This is a genomic window from Shewanella sp. MBTL60-112-B2, from assembly GCF_019655055.1.
Classification (GTDB): Bacteria; Pseudomonadota; Gammaproteobacteria; order Enterobacterales; family Shewanellaceae; genus Shewanella.
Genome location: NZ_BPFA01000017.1, coordinates 20,078 through 43,185, shown reverse-complemented (window position 1 = coordinate 43,185; position 23,108 = coordinate 20,078). Strand labels below are relative to the sequence as shown.

The following is a 23,108-nucleotide window of genomic DNA, read 5'->3' as shown; positions in this document are numbered from 1 at the left end:
TACTCCGGTACAAATAAAAGAGGGATTAGCTTGAAACTCTGTACACAACCCTCTATATATGGAGCCAAATTTCCGATTTTTGAGACTCGTTGGCGCAAATTAATCTATGGGTAAATCGCTAGTAATCGTCGAATCACCGGCCAAAGCCAAGACTATTAATAAATATCTAGGCAAAGATTTCATCGTTAAGTCGAGTGTAGGTCACATCCGTGATCTGCCTACATCATCAAGTTCAGACGCTAAAGTTGTTAGTAAGACAGTTGCTGAAGTTAAAAAGATGTCTCCAGAGGAGAAGGCTGAGTATAAGAGTTTAAAAGCGAAGCAAGCGTTAGTTGCGCGCATGGGGGTCGATCCAGAAAAAGGCTGGAAAGCAAACTATCAAACCTTACCAGGCAAAGAAAAAGTCGTTAAGGAACTCCAAACTCTGGCAGCATCTGCTGACCATATCTATCTCGCAACCGATTTGGATAGAGAGGGAGAGGCGATTGCTTGGCATCTACAGCAAGTGATTGGCGGCGATGAATCTCGCTACCAGCGCGTGGTGTTTAACGAAATTACCAAGACCGCTATTCAAGACGCATTTAGCCAACCATCGGTGCTTGACACTAATATGGTTAATGCACAACAGGCGCGTCGTTTCTTGGACCGTGTTGTTGGCTTTATGGCTTCACCGCTATTGTGGAAAAAGGTTGCTCGTGGCCTGTCTGCTGGGCGTGTACAGTCTGTCGCCGTTCGTCTTGTGGTTGAACGCGAAAGCGAGATTAAAGCCTTTGTGCCAGAAGAGTTCTGGGATGTTCATGCTGAGCTCAACACCTTAACCGACGACTTGCTAAAAATGCAGGTAGTTAAATTCCAAGGTAAGGCGTTTAATCCTGTCAATGAATCACAAGCACAAACTGCGGTTAGTCAGTTATCACAGTCTAGCTTTGTGGTTGCTGCGCGTGAAGACAGAGCGACATCAAGCAAACCATCTGCACCTTATATTACATCGACGCTGCAACAAGCCGCGAGTACTCGCTTAGGCTTTGGTGTGAAGAAAACCATGATGATGGCGCAGCGCTTGTATGAAGCGGGCCACATCACGTATATGCGTACCGACTCGACCAACTTAAGCCAAGAAGCGCTCGACAACGTGCGTGATATGATTGGCAAAGAGTATGGTGATAAGTACTTGCCTGAATCACCTATCCGTTATGGTAGTAAAGAAGGCGCACAAGAGGCTCACGAAGCGATCCGTCCTTCAAATGTAAAAGTGAGTGCTGCGTCGCTGTCAGATATGGAACGTGACGCACAGCGTCTTTACGAGCTTATTTGGCGTCAGTTTGTATCGTGTCAGATGACACCTGCAAAATATGATGCGACTCGCCTAACTGTGAGTGCTGGCGAATATGAATTAAAAGCGACAGGTCGTACTCTTCGTTTCGATGGTTGGACTCGCGTTCAAACTGCCATTAAGAAGAAAAACGAAGAAGACAACACTTTGCCATACGTGGCACAAGGTGATGCCGTCACGCTAAAAGAATTACTGCCTAAGCAGCACTTTACTAAGCCGCCAGCGCGTTACAGCGAAGCTTCTTTAGTTAAAGAGCTTGAAAAGCGTGGTATTGGCCGTCCGTCTACTTACGCAACGATTATTTCAACGATTCAAGATCGTGGTTATGTCAAAGTTGACAACCGTCGTTTCTTTGCTGAAAAGATGGGGGAAATCGTTAGTGATAGTTTAGTGGGTAGCTTTGAAGATCTAATGAGTTACGACTTCACTGCAAGCATGGAGCAAACATTAGATGATGTTGCTCAAGGTAAGCTTGAGTGGAAAAAAGTTCTCGATGGTTTCTATAAAGACTTCACTAAGCAATTAGAAGTCGCTGAGTTATCACCAGAAGAGGGCGGTATGCGCCCGAACGAAATGGTGATCACCGATGACATCAAGTGTCCAACTTGTGGACGCCCTATGGGCATTCGTACCGGTACGACGGGTGTATTCCTCGGCTGTTCTGGTTATGCACTTCCGCCAAAAGAGCGCTGCAAAACAACATTGAACTTAACGCCTGGTGAAGAGGCTGTGAGTAGCGGTGAAGACGCTGAGACAGAAGCATTACGTGCTAAGCATCGTTGTGGCATCTGTGGTACAGCCATGGATAGCTACTTAATCGATGAAGCTCGTAAGTTACACGTATGTGGTAATAACCCAACGTGTAATGGCTATGAGGTTGAAGCGGGTCAGTTTAAGATCAAAGGCTACGAAGGACCTATTATTGAGTGCGATCGTTGTGGAAACGATATGGAACTTAAGAATGGCCGTTTTGGTAAGTATTTTGGTTGTACAAACTCTGAGTGTAAGAACACGCGTAAGCTGCTTAAGAGCGGTGAAGCTGCGCCGCCAAAAGAAGACCCAATTCACTTACCTGAACTTAAGTGTACTAAGTCTGATGCGTATTTCGTGTTAAGAGATGGCGCAGCGGGGATCTTCCTTGCGGCGAGCACCTTCCCTAAATCACGTGAGACTCGTGGTCCGTTAGTCGAAGAGCTTGTGAAGTACCGCGAGCTATTATGGCCTAAGTACCAGTATCTGGCAGATGCGCCAGTGGCTGACGATGATGGTAATCTTGCATCTGTTCGCTTTAGCCGTAAGACTAAAGAGCAGTACGTTGCAACAGATGTTGATGGTAAGGCGACAGGCTGGACATCAAAGTTTGTTGATGGCAAGTGGGTGACTGAAGCAAAAGCTAAGGCCAAGCCAAAGCCGAAGGCCAAAGCAAAACCTAAAGCCAAACCAAAAGCTAAGGCGACCAAAGCCGAGTAATCGGTTTACAGCGCTACTGTCTAGTTACAAAAAAGCCCCGAATTATCGGGGCTTTTTTGTATTCAGTTTTGAATTCAGTGTCAGTCCAGTTCGAGATATGTCTCCACTTTGGAGACTTATATGAAACTTGCAAATTCAATCAGCAGTATACGTACACATCCTGCTTATACGTTAGGCTTTAAATTACAAGTCTTAGCTTTGAGTTACCACTTTTTCTTTGGCTGGAACAAGACATCGATATCATCGTCATCTTCTTTGGTTCTGATAGATACTGGCTGAGCCGATTTCTGGGCGCCAGTGATCTCTTCAAGCATCGCCTTGGCCTCTTCTACTTTACGGCCGATAAAGGGATCATTTGGGGTCTGAGCCTTAATCGTATGCAGAGTCGCTAAGGCCTTAGTGACCATCTGTTTGGCTGAGCCATACTGCTTCATAAAGCAGGCCGCTCTACCTCTGCCGAGCATAGAGTCGACGTTAATACGCAGCTGTAAGCTATCGATACGCTGTTCTTCTTGACTAAAAACGCTTGGCTCAACTTTGCCCTTATTGTGTTCGGCACGAAGAATCGCTTTCATCTTTTTAAGGGTTTGTACTAGAGTCAAGATTTGACGGTCACTGTCAGGCAAGCGAAATTGTTCGATGGCTGGTGCGGGTTTTGGTGCAGCTTGCAGCGCTTGGATCTGGCCACGTAAATCAATTAAACGACGTTCAAAATCGCTGCTCTGGTTACGAGCAAGCGGAAGTGCAGAGGTCAATGCATCTTCAACTCTTCGATAAAGAACAAGAATGATACTCGAAGAGCAGGGGATTAGCCCTGTATTGGACAATACTTCCTCAGTTTCATCTATTACTGCGCGATGGCGAGCCAGCTCTATACGTCTTTCAGACTCGACACGTGCTTTATGTTGCTGAATGATGCTAATACCGATCACCAGGAGTAATAAGGTGCCGAGTAAGATCAAGACTGACGCAAATATCATAGCAAAACCAATAAGTGTAGAATTCGACTAATGCTACTATAAATCAATATTCTAGGGTAGTAATCTTCATCATGGATTCTCTATAATCTCTTCGCAGAGGTTAACTATTGTGCTATATTCCATTTGATTTAATTATAGCGTTGTACTATAACCAATAATTATACTTGAATGGATCATAACTCATATATTAGACAGGTTTTTAGCCTGCCCATCGGAAGGATATAAGATGAAGTTGCAGCAACTTAGATATATTGCTGAGGTTGTAAATCACAATCTCAATGTTTCTGCTACTGCAGAAAATCTGTATACATCTCAGCCGGGTATAAGCAAGCAAGTACGAATGCTTGAAGACGAACTTGGGATCCAGATTTTTGGCCGCAGTGGTAAGCATTTAACCCATGTTACGCCAGCTGGTCAGCAAGTAATTAATATTGCTAACGACATTCTCGGTAAAGTTGAAAGTATCAAGAAAGTGGCTGAAGAGTATACTAAGCCAGATCAAGGCGAGCTCAATATTGCGACTACAGATACTCAAGCAAGGTACGCTTTACCGCATATCATTCAAGGGTTCATCGACCGCTATCCAAAAGTTAACTTGCATATGCATCAAGGTACGCCGTCGCAGATCAGTGAGTTGGCTGCAAGAGGCGACGCCGATTTTGCAATTGCGACTGAAGCCATGCACCTCTACAGTGACTTGATCATGTTGCCTTGTTATCACTGGAATCGTTCGATAGTCGTTACGCGCGATCATCCTTTAGCGTCTAGAAGCAATATTAGTATCGAAGATCTCGCTCGTTTTCCGTTAGTCACTTATGTTTTTGGTTTTGACCGTGCATCTGAAATTGAAAAATCTTTTAATCGCGCAGGCCTTGAGCCAAGAGTGGTTTTCAGTGCGACCAGTGCTGACGTGTTAAAGACTTATGTAAGACTAGGGCTAGGTGTGGGGGTAATTGCCTCTATGGCGATTGATGAGCATATGGATAAAGATCTCGTCGCAATTGATGCAAGTCATCTATTTGCCCATAGCACCACCAAAATTGGCTTCAGGAAGGGTAATTTCCTTCGTACATATATGTATGATTTTATCGAGCATTTTGCACCGCATTTGACTCGACCTGTGGTTGAGCAAGCCGTTGCATTAAGAGACGCACAGCAGATTGAAGCTATGTTTGCAGATATAGAGCTACCAGTACGCTAGTCATGTGCCTGAAATAAAAAAACCTCGCCATCGCGAGGTTTTTTATTATGTACTAAATCATCTTATCGGCAGATGACTCTGTGATTTAACACTCTACAATATTTACCGCAAGGCCACCCTTGGCGGTCTCTTTATACTTGCTGCGCATATCTTTACCTGTATCCATCATGGTCTTAATCACTTTATCGAGTGAGACTTTATGGTTACCATCGCCACGCATAGCCATGCGTGAAGCGTTAATTGCTTTTACCGCACCCATAGCGTTACGTTCGATACAAGGAACTTGTACAAGGCCGCCTACGGGGTCACAGGTTAAGCCCAGGTTATGTTCCATGCCGATTTCTGCTGCATTCTCAACATGCTCAACCGTGCCGCCCATGATTTCAGTGAGTGCTGCTGCTGCCATAGAGCAAGCCACGCCAACTTCGCCCTGACAGCCGACTTCAGCGCCTGAGATAGAAGCATTTTTCTTATAAAGAATACCAATTGCCGCTGCGGTAAGTAGGTAACGAGAACATACGTCTCTATCAACTTCTTGAACGAACATATCGTAATAGCATAAAACTGCAGGGATGATCCCCGCGGCTCCGTTCGTCGGTGCGGTAACAACGCGGTCGCCAGCAGCATTTTGCTCGTTCACAGAAAGGGCAAATAGATCGACCCAATCCATAGCCGTTAGCGGGTCGACGCAGTTCTTGCCTTCAGCTTTTAAACGGCGATGTAGCGAAGGGGCACGGCGTCGAAGCTTAAGACCACCGGGAAGGATCCCTTCTTTTTGATAACCGCGTTCAACACAGGTCTTCATGGTTTGCCAAATTTGCCATAATTGATCATTGATCTCGTCGGCGTTGGCAATGCTGAGTTCATTCATCATCATCAGTGATGAAATACTGAAACCATTTTCAGTACAGAGCTCAAGCAGTTGTTGTGCTGAGTCAAAGTCAAAAGGAGCTGATTTTATTGGGGCGGCTGGTGATGCATCTTGCGCTTTAATTTCATCTTCATCGAGAATGAAGCCACCACCTACAGAGTAATAGGTGCGTTCATAAATGCATTCACCGTCCTTATAGGCATATAAGGTCATGGCATTAGCATGAGCAGGCAGGCTTTTGCGTCTATGGTAGGTGATGCCGTCTGCGCGGGTAAACAAGACTTTTCGTCCATTCGGCAGTGTTAGCTGCCCGGTATTTTTTACCTGCTCTAAAATGGCATCAATGCAGTCAGTGTCTACTGTATCTGGCGCTTCTCCCATAAGGCCTAAAATGACAGCCTTACCTGTACCGTGCCCTACACCTGTTTGCCCTAAAGAGCCAAACAGCTCTGAACGTAATTCATCAACGCTGTCGAGAATATTTAACTGCTGAAGTTGTTCAATAAAAACGTTGCCCGCTTTCATTGGACCTACTGTATGAGAACTTGACGGCCCGATGCCGATTTTGAACATGTCGAATACACTAATCATGCTAAACCTTTATTGCTCTAGTCGTTATAGTTATGATCAACTTTACTAAGATGAGGTAATGGAGGAATGCCCATTATCTTGGTATATTTCACTGATTGAGCGTGAAAACACTATGCTTGATGTTAATCTTAGTAGCTTGAATTAATTGCTGTTAAAAAGTATCCCATACTTTAGCTTTTTCTCTACCATTAGTTTTTTGTATGCAATTTCTACACATTAGATATTCTAATTGCATTTTGGTTGGGTTAATGCTGTTTTTTTGTTTTTAAATTGGTGTTAGCTGTTGTTTTGTATGCGTTTATTTAGCAGGTTTTCGTTCAGGCGATAGAATGTGTTTTTTAAGTTTTGCTAGGTTAGATTGTCAAGAGATTAAGAATTTAGAGGGTAATATGAGTTATTTGATGTTAGATATCGAGTCAACGGAGCTGAGTGCTACGGAATCATCGCAGTTAACTCACCCCATGATTGGCGGCTTAATTTTGTTTAGTCGTAATTATGTCAGCAGGACTCAGTTGATCACCCTCATTAAGTCAATACGTGCTATTCGCCCAGATATTTTGATCGCAGTCGATCATGAAGGTGGCAGAGTGCAACGCTTTCGAGAAGGTTTTACTGTGCTACCAGCTATGGGAGATATTCTTCCCGCTGCCAAAGGCGATATGGCGCAGGCAAAGAGCTGGGCTACCGAGCTTGGTTATTTGATGGCGATAGAATTGCTTGCAGTCGATATCGATTTAAGCTTTGCGCCAGTATTGGATTTAAATGGTGTTAGCCAAGTGATAGGCACCAGAAGTTTCAGTCCAGACAAGGGGGAGGTTGCCGAGCTTGCTAGTGCCTTCATTGATGGCATGGAGCAAGCGGGTATGTGCGCCGTGGGTAAGCATTTCCCTGGGCATGGTAGTGTTGAAGCCGACTCTCATATTGCGAAACCTGTTGATGAGCGCAGCCAAGATGAGATTTTTGCCAACGATATGCAGCCGTTCAAGACGCTCATTGCTAAAAATCGACTTCAGGGCATCATGCCTGCTCATGTGATTTATCCTAAGGTGGATAGTCAGCCAGCGGGTTTTTCTCCATTTTGGCTACAAGATGTATTGCGTAAGCAGCTAGCCTTCAACGGGGTGATTTTCTCCGATGATTTAGGTATGAAGGGCGCGGCGGTTGCGGGTGGTTACACCGCTAGGGCCCAAGCAGCTCTCGATGCCGGATGTAATATGATTCTAGTTTGTAACGATAGTCTTGGAGCGACAGAGGTGTTAGAGGGGGTTAATTGGCCCGATGCAGCTCAGGGTTTGAGTGCTAACCTGTTAAAACCGGATCAGAGTCGAGTGGCTAAAGCCTTAGAAGACAGTAGTCGCTGGGAGCGGGCTAAGGCCATTGCCCAAAATTTGATTTAGCACAACACGCAAGTCCATTTAGCTTGCTAGGTTAGTAGTTAATAATATACATGAATTTTTTCGGAGGACGAGAATGATCCTTTATCTTCATGGGTTTGATGCAACAAGCCCAGGTAATCATGACAAAATGCGTCAGTTGCAGTTTATTGACGACGACGTGCGCTTGGTCAGTTATAGCACCTTGCATCCTAAAAACGATATGCAGTACTTGCTGAACGAAGTCAGCAAGCAGATCGCCTCTTCAGAGGATAAGTCGCCTTTGATTATTGGGGTCGGTTTAGGAGGGTATTGGGCTGAGCGGATCGGATTTTTAAATGGCATTAAATCGGTGCTGATTAATCCAAATTTGTTGCCTCAAAATAATATGGTCGGTCAGATTGACCGCCCAGAAGAGTACGCCGATATTGCTAACAAGTGTGTTAAAGATTTTCGCGCCTTAAATAAAGGTAAAGCGCTGTGCATCTTGGCACGTAAGGATGATGTCAATGACAACGTCAATGTTGAGTCCACCCTTAAAGATTACTATTCAATAGAGTGGGATGAAGAGCAGCTGCATAAGTTTGTCTCGCTAGCGGGTCAATTGCAGTGTATTAAGGCATTTAAAGCGGGCTAATTTTGCTACGCTTTTCTAAAACCACCAATAGCAATCATGCTCTTGGTGGTTTTTTATATCGTTTGACATACCAATTAGTATAAACATTTAGTCGCTCAGCGAGAGTTTAGCGGTTCTGAGGCAAGGTCATTAAATGCTCCTCGGTAACTGCTCCTGCGTTACTCTACCTCCTATATCCATATAGTCGTGCATTAATGACATTCACCACATATATGTGGTTTGCAACGAGTGAAGAGCATAGTCGTTCTACGGTTAAGCCCGTTAACACAGCATCAGAATTGCTAAAACTCGCCATTCTGGAGCGTTTTTGGCTGCCTACTTCTGCGTTGAATAACTTTATAAGCGAATAACCATTATTGCTGCTATTCGCCTTGAATTAGTTTGCCAAAAATCGCTCTGAGTAGATCAAATTCTTATACTGATTGGTATAATGACTCAGCCCCTTTTTAATCACGGTTAATACTGATTGGTATAAGTTGTTATGGTTAAAGAGCACAACTTGAGCTTATCTTTGCTCATCGCTGGGCTTTAGACTATGTTATTTCTTATACAGATTGATATTCGGTTGTTTTGGATCTGAAATTGCTACTATTTACCAAGATTCGACTGCAGGCGTGTTGAGTGGTCGTACAAGGAATGTGTTATGAAGCGTGTCATCATTAAGATTTACGGTAAGGTGCAAGGAGTTTCTTATCGTGATAATGCACTTGTTCAAGCTAATGCACTTGGAGTGACTGGGTACGTGAGTAATCTAAGCGATGGTTCGGTGCAGATCTTAGCGCAAGGAGGCCATCCTGCAGTGGATAAGCTTATCAGTTGGTGCTATATCGGCTCAGCTACGTCACGGGTAGAAGAGGTGATTGTTGAAGAGGACGAGGCAGATGAGATCTACCTCGATTTTTCTATTATCCAGCTTTAATACGTAGCCTGTGGCAAGGTCGCAAGGTTATCCGTCACCTGGCTGGTCATAGCGCTCGGTTGCTGCATTTTTCTAATCTGAATGATCATGCCCATTTTAGGGTGGTCAAAGTAGTGTACTTCATCACTACGTACTCGGCGATTTTGCTGCATACCAATTGCGTAGAGGTAAGGTTTTGTTACTTCTTGAGCTGACACATCTGCTACACTTTCTTCAGTATTAGGGCTCATTAACCGTTCATTTTGTGTCAACGTTATCGTTTTATACCCTTCTTCGCGTAAGGTGAAGTTAGTTTCAATAAACAGATAATGCTGCAGATAAATATTTATCGTGCCATCAAGTTTCCAAACGGGTTCTTGGGTATCACTTGAGAATTGACTCTCCATAAAATCGAAGTTGCCAAACTCTGAAGCGCTAGTGTTAACCTCAATCGGCTGTCCGTTAAACTCGTACTGCTCTGAGTAATCATGCCCTGAGTAGAGTTTTACCGGAATCGCTCGGCTACGAGGGAGCATTGATTGCTGCCATGTCATATGCAAAAGGCTGGTGGTGCCTTTTTCACGAGAAATAGTAGCGATAATATCTTTGAATTGACTTTGGGTTTCAGCGAGCAGTACCGCGCCATCACCTAAATGCGCAACCGCAGGTCGTGGTGCGGCAATTTGCATCGGCACATCGGCTAAAGCTTTATGGTTGGCTTTACTAAGTTGCTCATTACAGTTGACGCTGTCAGTAGCCCAATCGCTTGAACTACAACCGTTAAGCCCCATACTCACGGCAGTTAAATCAGTGCTGACCATTGGCGTAATAAAGTCGACAGTCTTGCGTGTACGAGTCTCTGCGACTTTAGCAGGCCACTGCTCAACGCTCGGTGCATCGCGCTCAAAGAGATAGACTTCGACCTCAAACCAACGTTCCTCTGCGGCGCTTACAGCAGCAGATAAGCTGGATAAAAGGCTAACAGCTAAAGCTGCGCTTAGCTTGTTTTTAGATAGTCTTAACACGGTTATTCTCCAAGACGATGTTGAAACAACTGCTCAATTAACAGTTTAAGTAGTGCGAGCCTGTCTTTCGCTGTTTCAGAAGGCATTGCAAATTTTAGCTTATTGGGCCCGTCCATTCGATATACTTGGGGCTGGCTCTGTAGTAATCCGATGATGAAGGTTGGATCAACCTTATTGTTTTCACCGAACTCTATACTACCACCTTTAGCGTGCATTTCGATTTTTCTTAAGCCTAACTGTGTGGCCAAATGCTTATAAAGTGTCATCTCCATAAGATTTTTAGTCGCATCGGGCAACATACCGAAGCGGTCAATCAACTCAACTTTCATTTCGTCGAGTGCTTTTGCGGTTTCGCAGTTAGCAATGCGTTTATACAGAGATAGGCGAATATTCACATCGCCAACATAATCTTCAGGCAATAGCGCAGGGATCCGCAGCTCGATTTCACACTGATGGCGCAACATCTGGTTTAGCGACGGCTCTTTACCTTGCTTAAGTGATTTCACCGCATCTTCTAACATTTCCATGTAGAGGGTAAAACCAATCTTGGAGATATGACCGCTTTGCTCATCGCCTAGCAACTCTCCAGCGCCGCGAATTTCCAAATCTTGGGTGGCAAGCATAAATCCTGCTCCAAGATCTTCTAACGCACCGATGGCCTCTAAACGTTTACGGGCATCTTTGGTCATACGCTTTGGATGGGGCGTCATCAAATAGGCGTAGGCTTGATGATGAGAACGCCCCACACGGCCTCGTAGCTGATGCAACTGTGCCAGACCAAAGTTATCGGCACGCTCAATCACAATCGTATTGGCTGATGGTACGTCGATACCGGTTTCGATGATGGTAGTACACACCAACACGTTAAAGCGCTGATGATAAAAATCTGACATCACTCGTTCAAGTTCACGCTCTCGCATCTGGCCATGGGCAGTCACGACCCGCGCTTCAGGTAGCAGTTCACTTATCTCTGCCGCACGCTTTTCGATGGTCTCAACGCTATTGTGCAAGAAGTAGACCTGGCCACCCCTTAATATTTCACGCAACAAGGCTTCACGTATTGTGGGTTCATCGTACTCTCTGACGAAGGTCTTTACGGCGAGTCGTTTAGCCGGAGGAGTGGCAATAATCGACAAATCACGCATGCCAGACATGGCCATATTTAAGGTACGTGGAATTGGCGTAGCGGTTAAGGTTAAGATATCGACATTAGCACGTAGCGCTTTAATTTTCTCTTTTTGTCTGACGCCAAAACGGTGCTCTTCATCAATCACCAGTAAGCCTAAGTTTTCAAACTTAGCCTCAGATTGCAGTAGCTTATGAGTACCAATAACGATATCCACTTTACCGTCTAGCAAATCTTTCATGACCTGAGTCTGCTCTTTGGCGGTTTTAAAGCGCGACATGACTTCAATCTTAAATGGCCAGTCAGCAAATCTGTCCTTAAAGTTTTCATAATGTTGCTGAGCGAGCAGGGTCGTCGGCACCAAAATTGCGACTTGTTTACCATCATTTACGGCGACAAAAGCCGCGCGCATGGCAACTTCGGTTTTACCAAAGCCCACATCACCACAAACCAGTCTGTCCATGGCGGTTGGATTACGCATATCTTCCAAAACGGCTTCGATAGCCGTTTCTTGGTCAACGGTTTCTTCATAAGGGAAGCTATTGGCAAACTGAGCATACTCTTCTTGGTCGATTCGACAAGCTTCACCTGGGCGCGCTTGTCTGCGAGCATAAACATCAAGAAGCTCGGCGGCGACATCGCGAATTTTTTCAACCGCTTTTTTCTTTGCTTTAGCCCAGCTTTCATTACCGAGTTTATTTAGCGTTGCCTCTTCATCAGGGCCAACGCTATAACGGCTAATTAAATTAAGTGCAGCCACTGGCACATAAAGCTTATCGCCACCCGAGTATTCAAGCACCAAATACTCGGCCACTAAGCCACCAGTGTCTAAAGTTTCTAAACCTTGATAGCGCGCCACGCCATGATCTAAGTGAACAATAGGCTGGCCTACTTTGAGTTCGGCTAAGTTTTTAACTAGCGCATCGGAGCTAATTTGGCGCTGCTTATCACGGCGGCGACGCTGTGAGATCCTTTGACCAAACAGCTCAGTTTCACAGATTAAACTGAACTTGCCGCCTGTTTTTTTCTCAACGATACAGCCTTGAGCAAGGGGGGACACTATGAGTCCCACTTTTGCCTTACTGACAACAAACTCATCGAAGTGATTAAACAGTTTGGGCTTAATGCTGATCTTACCAAGCAACTCTAGAAGCGCCTCGCGGCGACCTTCAGATTCGGCGCTAAATAACATTCGGTCGCCAAGGGCTGCGTATTTTTCTAGCTCGGCTAAAGGTTGTTTGAGCTTATGGTTGGCGCAAATATCCGGTAGCTTGCTGGTTTTAGCATGGGCAGCCGTGCCAGTGTAGCTCTCATCTTTAAGCCCAAATCGAGGTAAGCCTTTAAAAGAGGCGAAGATCTGCTCGGTAAGTAGGTATAACTCTTGTGGTGTAAGTAGGGGTCTTAATGGGTCGACTCGTCTGTCTTCATAGCGTAATTCTACTTCATGAAGGTGCGAGTGAGTCGCCGCTTCAATATCACCTAGGGTGATCAGTTGGGTATTACTCGGCAGATAATCAAACAGGGTCGCGGTTTCATCAAAAAACAGCGGCAGGTAGTTTTCAATACCGGCAGGCATGGTCTTCTTACTGACCATCTGATAGATAGAGCCTGGTTCTTTGACTAAGACCTCAAAACGGCGACGGTATCTTTGTCTAAAGCCTTCAATTGCGGCGTCATCGGTAGGAAACTCTTTTGCCGGTAACAAACGAATGGCATTGATCTCTTTACTCGATCTTTGAGTCTCAGGATCAAAATGACGAATGGTTTCCACTTCATCGTCGAATAACTCGATTCTAAAAGGCTGGCTCGAGCCCATAGGGAAAATATCGATAATCGAGCCACGCACAGCAAACTCGCCATGTTCATAAACCTGCTCAACCCCATGATAGCCTGTGTTAATAAGCTGCTCACGCACATCCATTAGGCGGTATTTGTCGCCTTTTTCCAGCATCAATACGTTACCGGTTAGGAACGATTGTGGCGGCAGGCGCACCATTAATGTGGTGATAGGGACAATAACAACGGCGTGTTGTGCTTGTGGGATACGCGACAAGGCTTCAAGTCGCTGTGAAACCAAGTCTTGGTGCGGCGAAAAGCTGTCGTAGGGAAGTGTTTCTCTATCGGGAAAAAGCCAGATCGGTATTGATTGCTCACTCAGCAGATAGCCAAGCTCAGTTTCTAGGCTGATTGCATTAGGTGTATCAGCGGTCACCACTAAGGTAACCCCTAAATGTTGCTTAGCAATATTCGCGATGGTAAGCGCTTGAGCTGCGCCGCCAAGTGTACACAGCGTTTGGGCCAGTTTGGCACTCTTGACCGCTGGTGGAGTCAATACAGAAAAAGCATTCATTAAGGCGAGGAAACAAGTCCAGATAGCAGTAAACTTGCTAAGTATTGTAGAGGCTTGTCTCAGCTCATGCCAGTGAAAATTCTTTTTGGGTTAGCGTGATAATTGTCGTAGCTTGAGTTGTTTTTGCTGCAAACTAAGGCTGGCTTTAACCAACTGCTCGACATCGCTATCTTGGATCACACTAAAGCTTAGCTCCGCCGCATATTGCGTCGTGTTAGATTCATCAGCGTTTTCGACGAGTGAGCAGGCTTTAACTTTGGCTAAACAGAGCAGGGCGACGAGCTCTTCTTTGATATGTAACGTCACCTGATACTCTTGGCCGAGTGCTAGAGGTGATGGGCTCATCAAAGTAATGCCGCTGCCACCAAACTGCGTGCCGATGTAATGGCTGCCTTGGTATTCCTCTTTGGCTATGATGTGCTGCAACACCATATCGATTTTTCGAGATTGTAGTTTCAAAAATTCAACTACAGTTTTTGCATCATCATCGAGGTGGCGAAGTTGTATCAGGCAGTCTGATTCGAGAGCTTTTACATCGCTAATTAGCTGTAAACTTGTTGGTAACATAAAGCTAAGTTGCTCAGCAGATGGCAGCGGTTTGGCTTTGTCCCAAGGACTCAAATAGACATCAAATGGGTGATTAATACTAAAATAGGCGGTAGAGTCTGTTAACAAGGGGGTTGCCTCTTGTTTTTAGGGGGCTAATACCCCTATTATCGTGCGCATCTTTATGATTTAGCAAGGTTAGACATAAAAATGTCTTACAGTTTTAGCGAGTATTGGGACTTTTTTGTAAAGCCTTGAGTAATACTTGTCTCGTTTCAGTCGCCGTTAACAAGATAACGATAATGGTAATTGAGCTCTGCATTAGTTGATTTTATTTAGGTTTTTTAATGAATTTTTCATTATCGTTTTATATTGGTTATCGCTACTGGCGTTCCCGTAAAGCCAACGCATTCGCATCATTTATTACTATTTTTTCTGTTTCTGGCATTTTACTCGGAGTGGCAGCATTGATTGTGGTCAGTTCGGTGATGAATGGCTTAGAAAATCAGCTTAAACAACGCATTCTAGGTGCGGTGCCGCAATTAACCGTGCACTCGCAAACGCCCATCGAAAATTGGCCAAAGCAAGTGGCTAAATTGAGCCAACTGGCGGGAGTTATAGGCGTAACTCCCAGCATATCAACTCAAGCCATGGTGCAGTCGCCGAGTAATATTGGCGCAGCGCAGGTGTATGGCATCTATCCTGAGCAAGAAAAAACACTACTCAATACCACTCAGCGAGTCTTTTCTGGGAATTTTGACGCCTTAGAGTCAGGAAAGTACCGAGTTATTTTAGGTGCCGAGTTAGCTCGAAAACTCGATGTTGCACCAGGGGATAAAATTCGAATCCTTAGCGGTGATGGCGTGGTATATACCCCATTGGGCCCGGTGCCGAGTCAACGTAAGTTCACCGTCGCAGGTGTCTTTGAAATGGGCTCACAAGTCGATGCGACCCTGGCCTATGTTCATCACGATGACGCTCAGCGACTGATGCGTCAAAAGGCTGGAGAGGTCAAAGAGCTACGACTGTATCTAGACGACCCATTTAATGCCGCCAAAATTGCACCTGAGGTGACAGCGCAATTTAGCACCCCTGTGAGTACTACTGATTGGCGTGATACCTATGGCCATCTGTTTGGTGCGGTGAAGATGGAAAAGAACATGATGTCTTTGATGCTCAGCCTTATTATTGCTGTAGCGGCGTTTAACATCGTTTCAGCCTTAGTGATGATGGTGGTGGATAAGACTACTGATGTGGCGGTACTTAAGACGCAAGGCCTGACAACGGCGAATGTGATGGGGATTTTTATGATCCAAGGCTCGCTCAATGCCGTTATCGGCCTTATTTCTGGCGTGGCCGTCGGCAGCTTGCTCACCCTTAACCTAAACACTATTACTCAGGCTCTGGGGATCTCCATCTTGGGAGCGGGGCAAAACCTGCCTGTACAACTTGAGTTGAGTCAACTGAGTTGGATCGTTGTTGGCACCTTAGTGATGACATTAGTCGCCACCGTTTATCCTGCAATTAGAGCGGCTAATGTACAGCCTGCTACCGCGCTTAGATATGAGTAGCTTAGATACAAATAAGCGTCGATACGAATAAGCGGTGATACGAGTAGGGCAAGAATAAGATATGAATAGCGAGTTAAAAATGAATCAAGAATTATTGCTGCAAGTCAGTCACGTAAGCAAACGTTATCAAGAAGGCTCGGTCGATACCGAGGTGTTACATGGCGTTGAGCTGCAAGTATTTAAAGGCGAGCAGCTGGCAATTGTTGGTAGCTCAGGTTCGGGTAAGAGTACTTTACTGCATATTATGGGCACTTTAGATAGCCCGAGCAGCGGCAGTGTAACCATGTTAGGTGAAGACTTATATAAACTCTCGAGCCAGCGCCAAGCACAGATCCGCAACGAGCATCTTGGCTTTATCTATCAGTTTCACCATCTGTTACCGGAATTTACAGCGCTTGAAAATGTTTCCATGCCAGCGCTTATCCAGGGGCAGAGTCGAAAGCAGGTTGAGGCCAAGGCAAAGTCACTTCTTGAGCGCGTGGGGCTAGGGCATAGATTGAGCCATACTCCGGCTGAAATGTCGGGTGGTGAACGCCAAAGAGTGGCGATAGCAAGAGCCTTAATTAACGACCCTAAGTTAGTGTTAGCCGATGAGCCAACAGGTAACTTAGATGCAAATAGTGGCGAAGCCGTTTATGAGTTGATAACAGAGCTTGCGGCGCAGCTTGGCACCGCATTTGTGGTCGTCACCCATGATCAAAGTTTAGCCGCTAGAATGGACAGACAGTTGCACATGAAAGATGGCCGTCTAGTGCAAGCTGAGGAACTTAACGCATGAGAGCTTTGTTGGCGATGTGGATAGGTTGGCGCTTTTACTTCGCCCGCCAGTCTAATCGATTTATTAGCTTTATCTCTTTCGCGTCAACGGCAGGTATTGCCCTTGGGGTTGCTGTGCTGATCGTGGTGTTGTCGGCAATGAACGGCTTTGAGAAAGAGTTAGAACAGCGCCTATTAGGCGTGGTGTCCCATGGTGAGCTTATTGGTGTTAACGAGCCTATTCATCAATGGCAATCGATAGTTGATGATGCCAATAAGGTGCCGGGCATTGTTGCAGCTGCACCGTTTGTGCGCATGCAGGGACTCGTGCAGAAGGTTGGCGGCTTTCAAGGCTTGACCGTACTTGGCGTTGATGTGGATACTGAGGCAAAGGTGTCCAATATTAAGCAGTTTATGTCGCCTGAAAGTTGGCAAAGTCTTGCTCAGCACAAAAGTAACAACATCGTCTTAGGTAAGGGCTTAGCTAAGAGTCTCGATTTAAAAGTTGGCCAGTCTCTAAGTTTATATATGCCCAACATTAATAATCAGTCACAAAATCGGATTGGCGCAGCAAAGAGCCACCGTTTTGTGGTCTCGGGGATTTTTGAACTCGGTGGAGAGCTGGATATGAGCACGGCTTATATTCCAATGCAGTATGCAGCCAAGACCTTAAAGCTAGGCGACAGTGTTTCAGGTGTGCGCATTAAAGTGGATGATGTGTTTGCCGCACCAAGATTGATCCGCGATTTAGGTTATAGCCAGCAGCAGTATGTGTATATTTCTGACTGGACCCGCACTCAAGGCCACCTGTATCAAGATATTCAATTGGTACGTATGGTGATGTACTTAGTGTTGGCACTAGTGATTGCGGTAGCGTGCTTTAATATCGTATCGACCTTAGTCATGGCGGTACGCGATAAGCAGTCTGAAATTGCGATTTTACTTACTATGGGCATGAAAAAAGCATCAATTATGCTGATCTTTATTGTACAGGGGGCGTTTAATGGTGTTTTAGGTTGTGCTATCGGCGGGGTGTTAGGCACGCTTATCGCCTTAAACTTAAGTGCGATAGCCCGTGGCATTGAGTCGTTGTTTGGCATTCAGCTGTTATCTGCCGATGTCTATTTTATTGACTTTTTGCCTTCACAGCTAAAAGGCGGCGATGTGGTGACGGTTATAGCACTGGCCTTTGTGATGAGCGTAATAGCGACTTTGTATCCGGCATGGAAAGCCAGCCAGACTCCGCCAGCGAGAGCATTAGCGGGTCGGTAGAAGCGATTGATAAATACAGCAGATACAGTAATGCTGATCTCTTAAGGAAGTTATTCAGAGAAAATTCGATAGCTTCGAAAGATAGCAATAGACTACAAAAGACACTAAGAGGACGAAGAGCACGAAGAAAAGCCACCCAGAGCTTTATCTTTTCTTCGTGTCCTCAGTGCAGCAAAGAAGTGAGCGCTTCGTGGTTTATTGCTTTTAAAGCAAAGAACCCAATTCCTGCTCGGTTATAGGGTCTGGGTTAAGAACTATCGATTAAATGCTGACGATTAAGCGCTATTGGTTAAGCGCTATTGGTGAAGCCAAGCGAGGGCATCGGGCTCATTGTCAAAGTAGCGAGTCTCTCCGGCAATAAACCAGTTACCTATTTTTGAAGCAATCTCTTGCCAGCCCTTATTACCATAAAGCGCAATCTTAACGAATTGATTGCCATGTTTTAATCCAAGTTTTAAATCATCCCAAGCGGCGCTGAGTTCCCAGCCTTCAAGTTCAGTTGCATCAAATAATGCTTTAATTTTTGGCTGCTTAACCTCAGATAGCGCCGAGTCAATCACTGGTGTAATCGCAAGGTAATCACTATGGGTTAACTTACCTTTGGCTTTGAGGGTAAGAAAAAACTCATCATTCATTCTTTCGATCCCGATGGAAAATCCATGTCTTAGGGCTGTCATTGCACCTCTCCTTGATTAGACAATTGAGTTGTTACCTTGATTAACGCTAAGGTTTTCTCCTTAATGCGTTAGTTTGCATAAGGAAGATTCAAGCCGTTAGCGGCTAATCACATTGATATAGAATGGTATCGCGTTTATGCTTTCGAGCAATTTAGTAACCCGTGTCAGAGCAAACCTGCTTTATGAGTTTGAGCTTAGTATATAAACGTAGAATACGAGCTTAAGATTTTTAGTTTGAATGTAGGTATAGAAGAGCTTGGGCATAAAACCAAGTCAAAAGGAATAATAATGGATCAGCAAGCATATGCAATCGGTGTGAAGGGACATAAGTGGGGCGAGGCAGAAAAGGCTCAGTGGTTTAACGCTCAAGAGATAAAACGCTCTTATCAAGAAGAGGTGATGACCAAAATTCTTGCGCTTAAAGACCGTTTTGAGGTTGCACAGTATGGTGCTCTTTCCTACGATGTTGAGCGCTACCCGCTGTTTGCTGTGAAGTCGTTAAACTGGGATATGAGTAAGCCAACCATTTTAGTAACAGGTGGAGTCCATGGTTACGAAACCAGCGGTGTGCAAGGCGCAATTCGTTTTATTGAAACCAAGGCTACTGAGTACGCTAAACATTTTAATATCTTAGTGGCGCCTTGTATTAGTCCTTGGGGTTATGAAACCATTAACCGCTGGAATCCCAAAGCGGTCGATCCTAACCGTTCTTTTTATCAGGATAGCCCGGCCGAAGAGTCTGCAGCCTTGATGGCGCTTTTAGCGGGACTTGGCGCTGAGATTTTTGCTCATATCGATCTACACGAAACCACAGATACCGACAACAGCGAATTTAGACCCGCATTGGCGGCGCGTGATGCTGTGGATCACACCAACTGGAACATTCCAGATGGCTTTTACTTAGTTGGCGATACCATCAACCCACAAGATGCATTCCAAACGGCAATGATTAAATCGGTAGAGCAGGTGACTCATATCGCACCAGCCGATGACGATGGTAAGCTAATTGGCGTAGAATTATCTCAATTTGGCGTGATTAACTATGCGACTAAGGCGTTAGGTTTATGTGCAGGCGTGACAGATGCAAAATATGTCACCACTACAGAAGTCTACCCAGACAGCCCATTATCAGATGCTGAAAACTGCATTGTGGCGCAGGTCGCTGCGATAACCGGTGGACTGGATTACTTGCTAACCCTGTAGCTTTTGCTTCTTAGCTGTGACCCTAGGCTTTGGTTTATGACTCTAGTTTAAGGCTCTAGTTTAGCATTTTGCAGTAAAAATGCGGCTTTAGCACAATAGCCTCGTCATATAGATGAGGCTTTTTTATGCCTGTATTTTCATCTGCTTGAAGAAATGTATTTGAAGTAAAAGGTCACTTTCAGTTAACCTGATTGCGATAATAATGACAAAAAACAGCAAAAGGAAATTTGCGAATGAGTATAGTTTTAGCTACCTCAGCTTTTGCTTTATCTCTCTCAGTACTTGTGCCCTTGAACGGCGATTCATCGGTGCTTATTGAAAACCCCAAGGTTACCCAGCAGCAGGGTTGCTTCAGCGGGACATTCTCCAGTTACGATGTGTGGAAAAAAGAGGTAAAGCAAAGGTACCAACCTCACTACCATACCCAAGAACAGATAAGTCATGCGATGAGCTCGTTCGAAGCTCGATATCCACGGCATAAATTTAATTATGCTCAGCGCGAGTTAGCTTGCAGCACGTTTACCTATATGGTCGATGGCATTCCAGTTGATGGCTTTGTGATTAAACCCAAGTTCTCAATAAAACCTTTACCAGTGGTGGTTTTTAACCGCGGTGGCAACGGCGACTTTGGCCGGGTAGGCTTCAGCGCTATGATGCACACTCTTTTTCCCATCGCGCAAGAAGGCTTTGTGATTATTGGCAGCCAATATAGGGGCTCCTATAGCGCTCAGCTCCTTTCTCAATCGGGCTCAAAAGCCGTTGACCGAGTAAGTGTCGAGGACGAATTTGGCGGTAAAGATATACAAGATGTGACTCACTTGATTGATTATATTCCGAGTATTGCTGGTGCAGACTCAGAGCGTATTGGCCTATTTGGCTGGAGTCGAGGGGGAATGCAAAACTATCTAGTATTAAAGCAGCTTGAAAATATTAAAGCGGTAGTGACGATAGCCGGGAGCACAGATCTGTTAGCTGGTCTTAGTCAGCGCCCTGATATGGAGCGTGTATATAAAAAACGTATTCCAGACTATCGTCAAAATAAAGCCGCTGAACTTGACAAGCGATCGGTGATTAAGTGGGTCGATAAGTTACCGACTAATGTCCCCATTCTGTTGTTACATGGCAGTGATGATAGGCGAGTCGATGTCAGTCACTCAATTACATTTGCCGAGAAGCTGAAGCTGAAGCAACATAACTTGAGTCATAAGCTGGTTGTTTATGATAAGGATGATCACGGCTTAACCCGCAATAAAGAGCAAGCGTACCAAGAGGTAGTCTCTTGGTTTCAGCAATACCTATAATTTAAAATGAGCATTAACATAATACGAGCATTAACCATCAACACAAAGTAGCAAGGAATGCGCAATGAGAGTATTTAACGAGTTCTGGTTTTGGTTTGGCTTAATCATTTGTCCAATCATTTTTATTGCGAGTGTCTTCAATACAGGTCGATTACTCGGTCATCTTATCTATCGCTCTGAGCCGTTATTACAAGCATTGAGTACTGCGCCTGAGCGTCCTGAGTTAGTGGTCAGCTTCGCTCTGGCTATTTGCAGTGTTTCTGAGTTTTACCGAGCATTTAGCCGCGCAAAAGTAAGGTTTGCAGGCTAAGTTAAACTGACTTCAGACTCGCTAGCAGTAATTGAGACATCTGTATCGCGGTGGAAGTGTTTAATATGTGGTCATATCAATAGTTTGAGTAAGGCGCGGCGTCAAGCCAGAGTTATAACATAGCTTAAAAAAAGAAAACGCAGCCATTACCTGAAATCAGGGGGCCTGCGTTTTTTAATGCCTAGAAAATAAACTTTAGCAAGACCATTGTTGCCTATGCAACAAAATTAGTCTAGAATTCACAGTTGTTGTATATGCAACAATAATTTTTAAGTAGCAAGTTAACTGGCTGTTCAACTCATGAGTCTGTTGAAGCAAGGCTTAACAGCTAACACCTAAGCCCGTTGTGGCTAACGAATAAAGATGCTGGAATTAGAGCAAGTGATGTTTGTGGAGAGAAGATGAAAGACAAAATATACCAATATATTAGCTATGCAGTACTGAGCTTAGCCGTACTTTTTTCGCTATTTTTGGTCACAACAGACAATATCGCCCCTTTCACCACGCAGGCTGCTGTACATAAGAACGTGGCGACAATAGCCTCTGAAGTCGAGGGCGTTGTGACTCAGGTTTATGTTAAAAATGGTCAGCAGGTGAATAAAGGACAGTCATTATTTGCCATCGAACAGAGTCGTTACCTTATTGCGGTAAAACAAGCCCAAGCTGAACTTGACCAAGCGCTGGAATCTAATTCGGCAAAAGGACAGCAGCTTGTTTCGGCTGAGCAGCTTACCTCCCAGCGCACATTAGAGAAATTAAATGCTAGCCGTAAGATGGAGCGATATGAGTCATTATTAAAGCAGGGCACAGTGACTCAGCAAGAGTTAGAAGATGCACAGCTGGCTTATAAAGTATCTGTCAGCACAGAATCAGCAGCCAAAGCTGAAGTGAAGCGTATTCAGGTAGAGCTGGCAACAGAGCAAGACAATGCGGCGATAGAGCTTGCCAAGGCTAAGCTAGCTCAAGCTCAGCTAAGCCTTGAGCATACCGTCATTAAAGCCAAACTGGCGGGTTCTGTGAGTAATTTGCAGCTACAAACGGGTAGTTACTTAGCAGCAGGGGCGAGTGCTATGTTTGTTGTCAACGAACAAGACTCATGGCTTAGTGCGGACTTCAATGAAAAAGGCATTGCGCACCTTAAAGCTGGCGCCCGAGTTGCTGTGGTTTTCGATGCCTTGCCGGGAAAAGTGTTTCAGGGAAAAATCATTAATCAAGACAGTGCCATTTACGATTCATCGAGTCAGCTCAGCCAGCTAGCCGATGTGACTAACAGTGACAGCTGGATCAGAGAACAGCAGAAAATTCGCACTCGCATCAGCGTCAATGAGCAAAACCCGCAACTGATTTCGGGTTCTAGAGCCAGTGTGATGGTAGAAAATGGTAATTGGCTGGTGGATACTTGCGCCAAGCTCTGGATGCACTTAGTTAGCTATTTTCACTATATATACTAACGCTGCGTGTTGATGAGTGTATATCACAACGATTTATTCCACATGCAGTATTCCTGGGGCAGAAATTCCAGTGCCCGTTTTCCAATGCCAGTTATCCAAGATAGTCTTTCAGTGGCTAATTATTGTGTGCAAGTATTATCAGTGGGTGCTAGAGCAATCAAAGACA

At 45.0% G+C, this 23,108-nt stretch carries 18 protein-coding genes; 12 read left to right on the top strand and 6 right to left on the bottom strand.

The genetic code is table 11. The annotated features are described in order from the left end of the window. The first annotated feature begins 106 nt into the window (after positions 1 to 106). Entirely contained in the window at positions 107 to 2,803 is a 2,697-nt protein-coding gene (gene topA, locus K5Q73_RS12095) for a type I DNA topoisomerase (RefSeq protein WP_220762868.1), read from the top strand. Positions 2,804 to 3,006: 203 nt separating this feature from the next. Here topA and K5Q73_RS12090 read toward each other — a convergent pair whose 3' ends face one another. Beyond that, positions 3,007 to 3,783, bottom strand: coding sequence for a hypothetical protein (locus tag K5Q73_RS12090; protein ID WP_220762866.1), 777 nt, complete (start codon positions 3,781 to 3,783; stop codon positions 3,007 to 3,009). A gap of 226 nt (positions 3,784 to 4,009) precedes the next feature. On the opposite strand from K5Q73_RS12090, the gene cysB reads away from it, so the two are divergent. Further along, positions 4,010 to 4,984: an HTH-type transcriptional regulator CysB gene (gene cysB, locus K5Q73_RS12085; RefSeq protein WP_220762864.1), complete on the top strand. Its 975-nt coding sequence runs from the start codon at positions 4,010 to 4,012 to the stop codon at positions 4,982 to 4,984. A gap of 85 nt (positions 4,985 to 5,069) precedes the next feature. Here cysB and K5Q73_RS12080 read toward each other — a convergent pair whose 3' ends face one another. Continuing rightward, on the bottom strand, positions 5,070 to 6,446 hold the full coding sequence (locus K5Q73_RS12080) for an L-serine ammonia-lyase (RefSeq protein WP_220762862.1): 1,377 nt from the start codon (positions 6,444 to 6,446) through the stop codon (positions 5,070 to 5,072). A gap of 389 nt (positions 6,447 to 6,835) precedes the next feature. Here K5Q73_RS12080 and nagZ point away from each other — a divergent pair, with 389 nt between their 5' ends. From nagZ to K5Q73_RS12065, 3 genes are all read left to right on the top strand, one after another. Further along, the gene (gene nagZ / locus K5Q73_RS12075; protein WP_220762860.1) at positions 6,836 to 7,843 is read left to right on the top strand and encodes a beta-N-acetylhexosaminidase; all 1,008 of its coding nucleotides are present in this window, start codon (positions 6,836 to 6,838) and stop codon (positions 7,841 to 7,843) included. A 73-nt stretch (positions 7,844 to 7,916) separates the two neighbouring features. After that, positions 7,917 to 8,456, top strand: a complete 540-nt coding sequence (gene ycfP / locus K5Q73_RS12070; RefSeq protein ID WP_220762858.1) for an alpha/beta hydrolase YcfP — start codon at positions 7,917 to 7,919, stop codon at positions 8,454 to 8,456. A gap of 643 nt (positions 8,457 to 9,099) precedes the next feature. After that, positions 9,100 to 9,375 carry an acylphosphatase gene (locus K5Q73_RS12065; protein ID WP_220762852.1) on the top strand — a complete coding sequence of 92 codons (276 nt, stop codon included), beginning with the start codon at positions 9,100 to 9,102 and terminating at the stop codon, positions 9,373 to 9,375. On the opposite strand, the gene K5Q73_RS12060 is transcribed toward K5Q73_RS12065, so the two are convergent. From K5Q73_RS12060 to K5Q73_RS12050, 3 genes are all read right to left on the bottom strand, one after another. Further along, positions 9,372 to 10,379: a peptidoglycan binding protein CsiV gene (locus tag K5Q73_RS12060; protein WP_220762850.1), complete on the bottom strand. Its 1,008-nt coding sequence runs from the start codon at positions 10,377 to 10,379 to the stop codon at positions 9,372 to 9,374. The genes K5Q73_RS12065 and K5Q73_RS12060 overlap by 4 nt on opposite strands. A 2-nt stretch (positions 10,380 to 10,381) precedes the next feature. Continuing rightward, the gene (gene mfd / locus K5Q73_RS12055) at positions 10,382 to 13,855 is read right to left on the bottom strand and encodes a transcription-repair coupling factor (RefSeq protein ID WP_220762848.1); all 3,474 of its coding nucleotides are present in this window, start codon (positions 13,853 to 13,855) and stop codon (positions 10,382 to 10,384) included. Between the two features lie 90 nt (positions 13,856 to 13,945). After that, the gene (locus tag K5Q73_RS12050; protein ID WP_220762846.1) at positions 13,946 to 14,530 is read right to left on the bottom strand and encodes a hypothetical protein; all 585 of its coding nucleotides are present in this window, start codon (positions 14,528 to 14,530) and stop codon (positions 13,946 to 13,948) included. Positions 14,531 to 14,748: 218 nt separating this feature from the next. Here K5Q73_RS12050 and K5Q73_RS12045 point away from each other — a divergent pair, with 218 nt between their 5' ends. The 3 genes from K5Q73_RS12045 to lolE all read left to right on the top strand — a co-directional run bounded on the left by K5Q73_RS12045 (position 14,749) and on the right by lolE (position 18,000). Continuing rightward, positions 14,749 to 15,972 carry a lipoprotein-releasing ABC transporter permease subunit gene (locus tag K5Q73_RS12045; protein ID WP_220762844.1) on the top strand — a complete coding sequence of 408 codons (1,224 nt, stop codon included), beginning with the start codon at positions 14,749 to 14,751 and terminating at the stop codon, positions 15,970 to 15,972. 79 nt (positions 15,973 to 16,051) lie between these two features. Next, the gene (gene lolD, locus K5Q73_RS12040) at positions 16,052 to 16,750 is read left to right on the top strand and encodes a lipoprotein-releasing ABC transporter ATP-binding protein LolD (RefSeq protein ID WP_259650787.1); all 699 of its coding nucleotides are present in this window, start codon (positions 16,052 to 16,054) and stop codon (positions 16,748 to 16,750) included. Beyond that, positions 16,747 to 18,000, top strand: a complete 1,254-nt coding sequence (lolE, locus tag K5Q73_RS12035) for a lipoprotein-releasing ABC transporter permease subunit LolE (protein ID WP_220762840.1) — start codon at positions 16,747 to 16,749, stop codon at positions 17,998 to 18,000. Before lolD ends, lolE begins: the two co-directional genes overlap by 4 nt. A 296-nt stretch (positions 18,001 to 18,296) precedes the next feature. Here the strand turns inward: lolE and K5Q73_RS12030 are convergent, their stop codons facing one another. Next, positions 18,297 to 18,677 (bottom strand): STAS/SEC14 domain-containing protein, encoded by a 381-nt coding sequence (locus tag K5Q73_RS12030; protein ID WP_220762838.1) that lies wholly within the window; start codon positions 18,675 to 18,677, stop codon positions 18,297 to 18,299. Positions 18,678 to 18,965: 288 nt separating this feature from the next. On the opposite strand from K5Q73_RS12030, the gene K5Q73_RS12025 reads away from it, so the two are divergent. The 4 genes from K5Q73_RS12025 (at position 18,966) to K5Q73_RS12010 (ending at position 22,942) form a co-directional block, all read left to right on the top strand. Beyond that, a complete protein-coding gene (locus K5Q73_RS12025; RefSeq protein ID WP_220762830.1) occupies positions 18,966 to 19,880 on the top strand; it encodes a M14 family metallocarboxypeptidase in 915 nt (304 codons plus the stop codon). A gap of 233 nt (positions 19,881 to 20,113) precedes the next feature. Then, positions 20,114 to 21,181 carry a S9 family peptidase gene (locus K5Q73_RS12020; RefSeq protein ID WP_220762828.1) on the top strand — a complete coding sequence of 356 codons (1,068 nt, stop codon included), beginning with the start codon at positions 20,114 to 20,116 and terminating at the stop codon, positions 21,179 to 21,181. 64 nt (positions 21,182 to 21,245) lie between these two features. Beyond that, positions 21,246 to 21,491 carry a hypothetical protein gene (locus K5Q73_RS12015; protein ID WP_220762826.1) on the top strand — a complete coding sequence of 82 codons (246 nt, stop codon included), beginning with the start codon at positions 21,246 to 21,248 and terminating at the stop codon, positions 21,489 to 21,491. Positions 21,492 to 21,892: 401 nt separating this feature from the next. Continuing rightward, positions 21,893 to 22,942, top strand: a complete 1,050-nt coding sequence (locus tag K5Q73_RS12010; RefSeq protein ID WP_220762824.1) for an HlyD family secretion protein — start codon at positions 21,893 to 21,895, stop codon at positions 22,940 to 22,942. The last annotated feature ends 166 nt before the right edge of the window (positions 22,943 to 23,108 follow it).

What these genes read in the sequence shown, in the direction of transcription:
- topA (WP_220762868.1), top strand. Translation starts at nt 107, where the DNA reads ATGGGTAAATCGCTAGTAATCGTCGAATCACCGGCCAAAGCCAAGACT.
- K5Q73_RS12090 (WP_220762866.1), bottom strand. Translation starts at nt 3,783, where the DNA reads ATGATATTTGCGTCAGTCTTGATCTTACTCGGCACCTTATTACTCCTG.
- cysB (WP_220762864.1), top strand. Translation starts at nt 4,010, where the DNA reads ATGAAGTTGCAGCAACTTAGATATATTGCTGAGGTTGTAAATCACAAT.
- K5Q73_RS12080 (WP_220762862.1), bottom strand. Translation starts at nt 6,446, where the DNA reads ATGATTAGTGTATTCGACATGTTCAAAATCGGCATCGGGCCGTCAAGT.
- nagZ (WP_220762860.1), top strand. Translation starts at nt 6,836, where the DNA reads ATGAGTTATTTGATGTTAGATATCGAGTCAACGGAGCTGAGTGCTACG.
- ycfP (WP_220762858.1), top strand. Translation starts at nt 7,917, where the DNA reads ATGATCCTTTATCTTCATGGGTTTGATGCAACAAGCCCAGGTAATCAT.
- K5Q73_RS12065 (WP_220762852.1), top strand. Translation starts at nt 9,100, where the DNA reads ATGAAGCGTGTCATCATTAAGATTTACGGTAAGGTGCAAGGAGTTTCT.
- mfd (WP_220762848.1), bottom strand. Translation starts at nt 13,855, where the DNA reads ATGAATGCTTTTTCTGTATTGACTCCACCAGCGGTCAAGAGTGCCAAA.
- K5Q73_RS12045 (WP_220762844.1), top strand. Translation starts at nt 14,749, where the DNA reads ATGAATTTTTCATTATCGTTTTATATTGGTTATCGCTACTGGCGTTCC.
- lolD (WP_259650787.1), top strand. Translation starts at nt 16,052, where the DNA reads ATGAATCAAGAATTATTGCTGCAAGTCAGTCACGTAAGCAAACGTTAT.
- lolE (WP_220762840.1), top strand. Translation starts at nt 16,747, where the DNA reads ATGAGAGCTTTGTTGGCGATGTGGATAGGTTGGCGCTTTTACTTCGCC.
- K5Q73_RS12030 (WP_220762838.1), bottom strand. Translation starts at nt 18,677, where the DNA reads ATGACAGCCCTAAGACATGGATTTTCCATCGGGATCGAAAGAATGAAT.
- K5Q73_RS12025 (WP_220762830.1), top strand. Translation starts at nt 18,966, where the DNA reads ATGGATCAGCAAGCATATGCAATCGGTGTGAAGGGACATAAGTGGGGC.
- K5Q73_RS12020 (WP_220762828.1), top strand. Translation starts at nt 20,114, where the DNA reads ATGAGTATAGTTTTAGCTACCTCAGCTTTTGCTTTATCTCTCTCAGTA.
- K5Q73_RS12015 (WP_220762826.1), top strand. Translation starts at nt 21,246, where the DNA reads ATGAGAGTATTTAACGAGTTCTGGTTTTGGTTTGGCTTAATCATTTGT.
- K5Q73_RS12010 (WP_220762824.1), top strand. Translation starts at nt 21,893, where the DNA reads ATGAAAGACAAAATATACCAATATATTAGCTATGCAGTACTGAGCTTA.